The sequence below is a fragment of the Vibrio sp. Of14-4 genome (assembly GCF_022347625.1).
In the GTDB taxonomy this organism is placed as follows: domain Bacteria; phylum Pseudomonadota; class Gammaproteobacteria; order Enterobacterales; family Vibrionaceae; genus Vibrio; species Vibrio pristinus.
Window position 1 is genome coordinate 1 of the sequence record NZ_JAKRGI010000040.1, and the last position, 10,299, is coordinate 10,299.

General features: G+C 44.3%; 2 protein-coding genes. Both read right to left on the minus strand.

The features are described from left to right. Positions 1–1,704, minus strand: a 1,704-nt coding sequence (locus MHN79_RS20645; protein WP_239174853.1) for a condensation domain-containing protein, incomplete at its 3' end; no start/stop codon positions are given. A 110-nt stretch (positions 1,705–1,814) separates the two neighbouring features. Further along, entirely contained in the window at positions 1,815–10,292 is an 8,478-nt protein-coding gene (locus tag MHN79_RS20650) for a non-ribosomal peptide synthetase (protein WP_275436721.1), read from the minus strand. Positions 10,293–10,299 lie beyond the last annotated feature (7 nt).

Here is a 10,299-nt window from a genome sequence, read left to right on the forward strand (position 1 = left end):
ATCATCGCTGCCAACACCCCGAGATTGAAGCTCATGCGCTAACGCATTGGCTCGCTTATCCAACTCTCGATAGCTTAATGTGTCCCCATCAAACGTGGCTGCAGGCGCATCGGGTGTCAGCAAGGCTTGAGCTTCAAACAAATCTGCAACAGATTTACCTTTGGGATAGTCTTGCTTGGTCTGGTTGTGCGCGTAAAGCTCTGTCTCACGTGTCTTTGAGTCAACCAATGGTACCGAGAACGCGCAGCGCTCTGGGTTTTCAGTCATGGCTTCAAGTAAGAGCGTAAAGCTGTTTGCCAAGTTCTCAATGCTGGCACGGTTAAACAGATCTGTGCTGTATTCCCAACTTAAGCTAAGGCCGGATTCATTCTCTTCAACATTGAGTGATAAGTCGAACTTGGCATTATTCGACTTTATCTCTACATCACTAAAGCTCAACCCATCAAGATCTAGATCACTAGATTGATTATTTTGCACTGCCAGCATAACTTGGAACATTGGATGGTAGCTAATATCTCGAGCGGGATTAATTCTCTCAACCACTTTTTCAAAGGGTGTTTGTTGGTGATTAAATGCATCCAACGCAATGCGCTTACTCTGGGTAAGAATATCAACGAAGCTCGCTTCATCATCATGCTGCTGGCGAAGCACTAACATGTTAACAAAAAAGCCGATCAAGTTTTCTACTTGCGTTTGGTCGCGATTTGCGGCTGTTGTGCCAATCACAATATCTTGTTCGCCACTATAACGAGAAAGCAGGACACTCAAAGCGCCATACACACCCATAAAAACAGTGGCATCATAATCATTGCACAAGGTTTTAAAAGACGATGCCAAGTTCATCGGAATGTGAGTGGTTATTGTGTCTCCCTGATAACTTGGTAGACTGGGCCTTGCTCTATCCAGCGGTAAATTATGTATACTTGGCATGTTAGCAAGCTGCTTTTGCCAATAGGTAAGCTGGCGCTCCAGAACCTCCCCACTTAAGTATTCATGTTGCCACTGTGCATAATCTAGATATTGAACATCGATGGGTTTTAGTGTGTCTACAACACCCATAGTAGCCTGCCGATAAAGTTGGTTCAGCTCGTCAGTAAGCACCCCCATAGACCAACCATCTGCGGCAATATGGTGAACCAGTATCAAAAGCACGGCATTTTCTTCATCCAACTGCCACAAATGACAACGCAGTGACGTATCTCGCTCGAGATCAAAAACGTATTCTGTTCGTAATTCAAGCTCTGCTCTTACTGTCAACATAGCCGCTTCTATGCCGCATTCCCTGATAACGTTAGCAAGCTTTTGCTTACGATCGATCACTTCAAAGCAAAACTCTACCGGCATAGGCATAACAACTTGTTGAGCGTCATCACCCTGCTTTACATACTGAGTTCGCAATACACTGTGTCGGTCGATGATTTGTATAAACGCGGATTTCAGGGCTTTAAGATCGAGTTTTCCCTGAATATGCAATGCAGAGGGGATATTGTAATGAGCACTTCCTCCTTCCAACTGATCGAGTAACCAAAGTCGCTGCTGAGAAAAGGAGAGTCTCCCCTTGGTCCTCATCCTATCTGGGACAGTAATTTTACTGGCTTGTATCTGAGCTAACTTTTGTTGTTTTTTCTTGGCAAGAAGCTTTTCTACTAACGCACGTTTTTCAGGAGACAAATTATCAAGTTTATTATTATTTTGAGTAGCCATACTCTTTCATTCCATTGTTTTAGAGTAGAGAAAGCCCTACTCATTTCGAGCTTTCTCATCATCTTTTTAGGGGGGTTAAGCCAATTTAGTTATGTTTTCTGACATTGTGTTTAGTCTATAAGTGATTCCAAATCATCGATATCAAGAGACTCCAAATCTTCAATATCAAGATCCTCAACTTGTTTGAGAATGTCATCGAGCATAGTCGACTCTTCCAAATCTTTATGTTGCTCAATCATGCTCGCGATACCTTGGATTGTTGGAGACGCGAATAGAGCTTCAATGGTAAGTTCTACACCAAACCTATCCTTGATCAGTGCGTTCATTCGCATCAACAGCAACGAGTTTCCTCCTACTTCTAGGAAACTACTTACTGCACTGATTGCTGTGCTTGAATTCAGTAATTCGCACCAAAGCTCAGATACCCTATGTTCTGTGTCTGTTTGTGATGCAACAAAGTCACTGTCGGCCAACATTTTAGGTTCTGGTAACGCGCGGCGATCAACCTTACCATTGGCGTTGAGTGGGAATTGATCCATCAACACAATATGATCTGGCAGCATAAAACTTGGCAGGTTTTGAGAGAGTGCCGCCCTGATATGCTCTGAGCTAGCATCCATTTCAGCATGTCCTACCACATACGCGAGCAACTGCTTATCTCTCGATTGCTCAATCTGCCTTTCTTTAACCACCACTAGCGCAGTGTCAACCTCGTCAATTGACATAAGCTGCGATTCTATCTCGCCAAGCTCAATACGATAACCACGAACCTTAACTTGGCTATCAGCGCGGCCAACAAACATCAAAGTGCCATCTTGTTGCCAACGTACTAAGTCTCCTGTGCGATACAAACAACCAGCTTCTTCCTCATTGATTGCAAAAGGATTTGGAATAAAGCGCTCAGCGGTGAGAGCAGTCTGATTTATATACCCTTTGGCGACACCTTCTCCACCTGTGTACAACTCACCAATAGCACCAACTGGCACCGGCTTTTGATTGCGATCCAGTACATACACTGTGGTATTTGAGATGGGTTTTCCTATTGGAATAGGCTGGGTAACAGCCAGCTCCCTTGGTATTGGATAACACGTCGTAAAGGTCGTATTCTCTGTTGGGCCATAACCATTTATCACGGTCACATCTGCTTGCTGCTGATAAAAACGAGACACTGAATAAGGATTAACCACATCTCCACCCGTCAGAAGGTGTTTTAGGCTAGGTAAATTATGCTCGTTAATGGCAACAAACTGGTCGAATAGTCCCGATGTTAACCAAAGCATATTGACTTGATAGTGATCAATAACCTTGCCTAACTGTGTGGCATCAACCAAGGTTTCTGGATAGACAACTAAAGTCCCGCCATTGAGCAGAGGTCCCCAGATTTCAAGAGTTGCAGCATCAAAAGTAACAGAAGCACACTGCAGCATAACCGTATCTTGGGTAAGTGGCAGCGCGGAATTATTTTTCACTAAGCGAATCACACCTTGCTGCGTTACTTCCACGCCTTTTGGCATACCCGTAGAGCCCGAGGTGTACATCACATAAGCAGGTGAATCTTTGGTATTGACTTTTATCCGCTCAGGATTGGTTGAGGATGCTTTGTCTAGTGTTGACCGCAACGACTCGCTGTCGATATTGATGCGTACACACATACTCTCCGACACAGCGATAGCCATACTATTTTTCGTCAGCACACAGCCAGCCTGAGTATCTTGTAAAATATGAGCTTGCCGCTCTGCAGGGTAGCTCGAATCGATCGGCACATAAACTGCGTTGAGCTTAACAATTGCCAACAAGGCGGTAATCAACTCAACACCAGATGGTAAACAAACACCAATACGTTGCTGAGCCTCTATGCCTTGAGAAGACAAATAATGCGCTAAGCGATTTGCTCTGGCATTTAGATCTTGGTAGGTGACATTATGATCCCCATGAACAAGAGCTAATCCATCCGGCGTTCTAGCAACACAAGACTCAAACCACTGCGCCATATCAAAGTTGCGATCATAGTCACTATCAGTTTGATTCCATTCAACTAACGTTAAATGTTTTTCCTCTTTACTGAGTAAAGTGAGAGAGTCAAGAGCTTGGTCACTCGAGTCCAGCATCATAGTCAATAAATGCTCAAAATCAGCCGCGACCTTCTCCATTCGCTGCGATGATATGCTTGAGCCTTGATACAACCATTTTATTTCTGTTTGATGATCGGGAACGACAACTAAAGTAACAGGGAAGTTAGTTTGTTCTTCGCCATTAGATTCAATCAAGCGCGGTAACTTATCATTCATGACTTGTTCACTTTGACTGATCGGGTAGTTTTCTACCACAACTAACGAGTCAAACAAGCTTTCTCCACTGGGTATACCACTCCATTCCTGAATATCGCTTAGAGGGCTATACGCAAAGCTATCATGACCACTTTGTTCTTTGTTTAGCTCCTGCAACCACTGCCCAAGATGGCACTGCATGTCAGCAAAATTTACTCGCACAGGTAAGGTATTAATAAATAAGCCAACCATTGTTTCCACACCGGACAGAGGTATGTTTCGACCAGAACGAGTCGAACCAAATACTATAGTCTCTTCTCCACTGTATCGATGGAGAAGCAGAGCCCAAGCACCTTGAACAACAGTATTGATCGTCACCTGATTATGCTTAGCAAAATGATTCAACCTAGCTGTTGTTTGCTCATCGAGCAGTTTGTCTATGCTTCCATCACTCTCTTCGCTATTACCTAGCTTAGCCTTGAAGTCTAATTTGCATGGTTCAGTCACATCAGACAAGTAGCTTTGCCAGTAAGCTTTCGCCTCTGATTTCGGTTGTTTCTGAAGCCATTTAACATAGCTAGAATAAGGTTTCACAACAGGTAGCGGGCCGAGATCAACACCTAGCTCTGCCTGGTACAATTTCATCACTTCGTCAAAGACAATGGTTAAACACCAACCATCTAATAAAGCATGGTGATTAGTCCAAATAAAGCGTTGTCGTTTATCAGACAATGTTACCATTGCGAACCGCATTAAAGGCGCACAAGTTAAGTCGAGTGGTTTAACTCTTTCCTCATTGGAGAGGTCGATAAAGCGAGCTTCCTGTTGCTCTTTTGCAATACTTCTCCAATCCAACTCTTGCCATTCGATATGTGCTTGTTTGTCGACCACTTGAACCAGTTCACCACTGCTTGACTCAACAAACGCGGTACGGAATATATCATGCCTTTCGATAACCCTTTGCCACGCAAGTTTGAAAGTCGGAATAATTAATTCCTCAAACAACATATCCATCTGACACATATACATACCTGTGCCTTCTGCCATTTGGCTATGCATAAGTAACCCTTGTTGCATTGGGGTGCTCGGATAGATATCGGTAATTTCAGAGTATTGTGATTCAAACAAAGTAATATCATCAGCGGTCACATCCACCAGAGGGAAATCAGATGGTGTATGTCCGCCCTTATTAGAGGTACAGTGCTCGATGATATTGATCAAACTGACCTGATATTGCTCCGCAATTGCAGATACTTGCGGATAAGTCTCAGCATCATAGTCAAACGTAAATTCCAACAAACCATCGACAATAATACCGGTAATTTCAATGCCATGTGTTCTCTGTCTACGTTTGCTGACTTCATCTCCTAGCTGTTTAAAGGTCTCTACTTCTTCGCAATCTGTATTAAATTGACCTAAGTAGTTAAACACTATTTCAGATGGACGATCTGCTTGGACAATATCATCATCTTTCGCGAGATAACGAAGAGCACCAAATCCAAGCCCTTTATTCGGCGTTGCTCTTAGTTGCTCTTTTATGCCCTTTATCAGTATTGCGAGATCTGATCCAGCTGCATTAGTTAATAACACAGGATAAACGTGAGTAAACCAGCCAACAGTTTGGCTCAAATCAAGCTCATCCATCGTTGGGCAAGCATCCACAATCACTCCGGATTCACGCCCATGACCTTCTAAATCAACTTTGAGAGTATTTTGGCCAGATATCAGTCCATAACTATCCGCCAAAGCCGCCAGCAGGAGATCGTTAATTTGAGTGTGATAACATTCGTTGGACTTTGAAATTAGCGCTTTGGTCTCCAGTTCACTAAATTTCAGCGTCACTCGTCTTCTATTGCCACTCATAGAAGCATCAAGTTCCTTCAAATCACCACAGGCTAAGCTGCCACATGGAGCATTGAGTACCGATAGCCAATGCGCTTTCTCGCGGTTTACTGCCTCAGAACTCGCAAACTCACTCATGGCAGATGCCCAAGCTTGATAGCTATCGGATTTAGTCCCAAGTAAGAAAGGCGCTCCTTGTGTCACTTGTTCTAGCGCTAGTTGAAGATCTTGCACAAGGATACGCCAAGATACGCCATCGACAATTAGGTGATGCATAATCCAAAGTAGCTTGTCACTTTGGCCTGACGGTGTTTTACACCAGACCCACCGAACCATAGATCCTTTCGTTTGGTCAATCACTAAGCTTGCTTGTGCCCTATTCGACACTTCAAGCATATGCTCTGCCCATTGGCTTTCGTCCAAAACCGTTAGGTCTTCAATCCATAGGCTCTGCGCAAACGCATTGTCAGCACTACGTTCATCTATGGCGAGATAATCTGCGTTCCACAGTGCGTTGTTCTGCGTAAAGCTCAATCGCATCACATCATGACGCTGATACAAGGAAGCGAAAACAGCGCCAAGAGACTCTAGATCGATTGACTCTGATAACGTACACCACTGTGACTGGTTAAAGTGATGGCGATCGGTTTCATCTCCTGCAAAGAAGTAGTGATCAATAGGGAGTAATTTTTGACTACCTATAATCTTTTGGCTGCGTTGATTCGTGTCTATCAATTGTGCAACTTGTGCTAATTCTTTTACCGTTTGATATTCAAATAAATCACGCGTTGAGATTTTATAACCCACTAACTTAGCCTGTGATACCACTTGCATCGCTAATATAGAATCGCCACCTAAGCTGAAGAAATTGTCACTGATACCGACTTGATCAATGACCAAGACTTGTTTCCATACTTCGCACAATACAAGCTCAATATCGCTTCTCGCTGCCTCAAATGCGCAACTAAGCAATGAATAGTCGGGTTCTGGCAACTGCCTACGCTCAACTTTGCCATTGGCGTTTATCGGTAGTTTGTCCATTTTTACGATAGCTGAAGGTAACATGTATCCAGGTAATAAGTCTTTAATAGCTTCCCTTAACTCATTTGACTCGATAGTCTCTCCAGCATTTGCCGACCAATAGGCGACCAAACGCTTGTCTCCTTGATCCTCACGCACCAAAACAAAAGCTTCGTTGACCTGAGGCTGCTGTAGAATCACAGATGTAACCTCACCCAGTTCAACCCTAAATCCGCGCAATTTAACTTGATGGTCAACACGACCCAGGAATTCTAATTTACCTTGGTTATTCCAACGCACTTTATCGCCAGTGCGATACATCAATTCCCCTTCAACAAACGGGTTTTGGATAAATCGCTCGTCGGTTAAGTCAGGTTTATGAAGATAACCGCGTGCTGTGCCTGTACCACCAATATAGAGCTCACCGCCAACCCCAATAGGGACAAGGTTGCGTTCAGTATCTAATACATAAAGACGCTTACCTGGTATACCCGTCCCTATATCTATCGATACTGTATTTTCTTTTATATCTCCTATCGTGCCACAAACCGTTGTTTCGGAGGGGCCATAGCCATTCATCAGATGGCGACCTTGTGCCCAAGTATTTGCCAGCGGCAGTGGGCATGAGTCTCCTGCCAAAATCAAGTGCTGCACACCATGCCATTTATTAACGTCAAGAGCGGATAATAGAGCAGGTGGTAAAATGGCATAATTAACTTGATGCTGATGCACCATATCTGTTAACGCTTCTGAAGAGTGCACCTGATGCTGATTAATAAGAACCAAAGTACCACCTACATTGAGCACCCCAGCCCACTCAGCAACCGCGCCGTCAAAACTAAAGGATGCAAACTGAAGTAGCCGAGAAGATGAACTAATCCCAAAGCGCTGTTGTTGAGTTATTGCTAAATCAACTAGGCCGTCATGCTGTAACATCACCCCCTTAGGTTTACCTGTTGAGCCCGATGTATAAATAACGTAAGCCAAACTACTAGAACTAACACCCAAATGGTAAGCCGAGAGATTATCGACACTTTCTCCTTCTGCGTCTTTTGTCAGCTGTGTAAGCTCTATGAAATGGGCATCTTGAGGCAACTTATTTTGAACACCTTTATCACCGACGATCAAACTAAGTCGACTGTCTTGAACCATGTAAGCTAAACGTTCTTCTGGATAAGTAGGATCAAGCGGTAAATACGCGCCACCCGCTTTAAGGACAGCAAGCATAACTTCAATAAGTTCGATTGAACGTTCACAGCTAATGCCCACTAGCTGGTCTGGTCCAACACCCAGCTCCACTAGATGATGAGCGAGTTGGTTTGAACGACGGTTAAGTTCATGATAAGTCACTTGCCTATCTTCAAATATCAAAGCAATGGAGTTTGGTGAAGCAGATGCCTGACTCTCAAATAGCTCATGTATACATAGACCCTTCACTTCATTGTGTTGAGAGGACAAAGGCTCGTTCCCTAGGGCTAAAAGCGTGCCTATCTCAGCATCTGTCAGGCCATGTATCTCACTCATTTTCTCATCAGGAGACAGAGTTACACCTCGTAGCAACCCAACTAAATGTTTAGCCATACGAGAAATCGTTGCTTTTTCAAATAAACTGGTGTTGAACTCCCATTGCATCTCCAATCCATTCGCCTGTTGCTCAATGTTGAGGGTCAGATCAAAGGATGTGGTTGAGGCATTCTTATCGACGCTGCTTGTTTGCACACCATCAAAAGCAAACCCATCTTCAGGCGTATTTTGCAGCACCAACATCACTTGGAAGATCGGATGATGGCTGAGATCACGTGAAGGCTTTAACTCTTCAACCAAGTGCTCAAAGGAAATATTCTGATGTTCATAAGCGGCTAACGCAGTATCGCGAGATTGTGCAAGCAACTGTTGGAAGCTCTGACTCATATCCACATGACTACGAAGAACCAAGTTGTTCACAAAGAAACCTATTGTCTGAGCAAGCTCTGACTGTTCTCGGTTAGCGATTGGAGTACCCACAACAATATCTTGCTCACCGCTATATCGACTGAGCAGCATGGAGAAAACCGCATTCAATCCCATAAATAGCGAGGCGTTGTTAGCATTGCATAGCTCGAGAAGTGAACGCAGATCTTGAATTTCGAGACGCTCTATCACAACGTCCCCTGCATAACACTGCTTGGCAGGGCGAGGTTTATCAAGAGGCAAACTATGTACTTCCGGAATATCTCTAAGCTTCTTGGCCCAGTAGTTCAATTGTGAGGTGAGATTATCACCCTGTAGCCACTGTCTTTGCCAGATTGCATAATCACTATACTGAATATCCAGAGGCGACAACTCAGCCTGCTGACCTCGAACCAACTGGTTATACGCATTACTTAACTCACCAATAAAGACATTGGCAGACCAACCATCACTGGCGATGTGGTGCATGACGACCGTCAACTGATACTCATATTCCGCCAGTTTGTATAGGGCCGCACGCAGCATAATATCGTTACTAAGATCAAACTCCTGCTCAGTAAACTCGTGTTGCAGATTATCTAACTTATCTCCTTGCTCCTCTTTAGCTAAACCAGATAAATCATGCATAACTAGATCAAAGGTTTGAACAACGGGTTCAATATGCTGATAAGCGTGTCCTTTCTGATCATTATGATAGGTGGTTCTAAGCACTTCATGTTTGGCAATCACAGCAGAGAATGCACCTTGGAGCGCTTGATAATTAACCTCACCCTGCAATGAAAGCGTCGCTGGCATATGGTATTGACTACTACGTCCTTCCATTTGGTCAATAAACCACAAACGTTGCTGCGCATAAGACAAAGGTAGCAGCGCTGGTTTATTAACTTGTTTTTTGACGCTTGTCGAGTCTAGCCCAATTTGAGTATCGCCTTTACACGACAAGGCCTGTTGATGAAGCACAGGTGCTCGGAATATGCTTGTCAGTGGCAAGCTTACCGAGAAGTTTTGCTTTATTTTGTTTACAAGCTCAATCGCAAGCAGTGAATGCCCACCAACTTCAAAGAAATTCGCATCTCGACTGATGGTCGATGCATCCAGTTTGAGCACCTCTGACCAAAGCTGACACAAACGCGTCTCTACCTCACCCTGCGGCGCCTGATAGCTAATGCCCATGCTTAGCGACGTTGGCTCTGGCAGACCCTTACGGTTTATCTTGCCATTCGGTGTCAGTGGCATCGCCTCTAATACTTGAATAATCGATGGCACCATATAGTGTGGCAATTGTGCCTTCAGGTGCTCATATAAACCGCTTCGCGCTTCTTCGATTCGCTCAAGCCATTCTGAATTCAGGACAGCGTAAGTCACCAATTGGCTCTCACCATTCTCACTGCCTTGACGAACCACGCTCACCACTTGGTTGACGCTCTCATGGCTTTGCGCCGCCGCATCAACGGCACCAAGCTCAACCCTAAATCCTCGAATTTTCACTTGATGGTCAGTGCGACCCAAATATTCC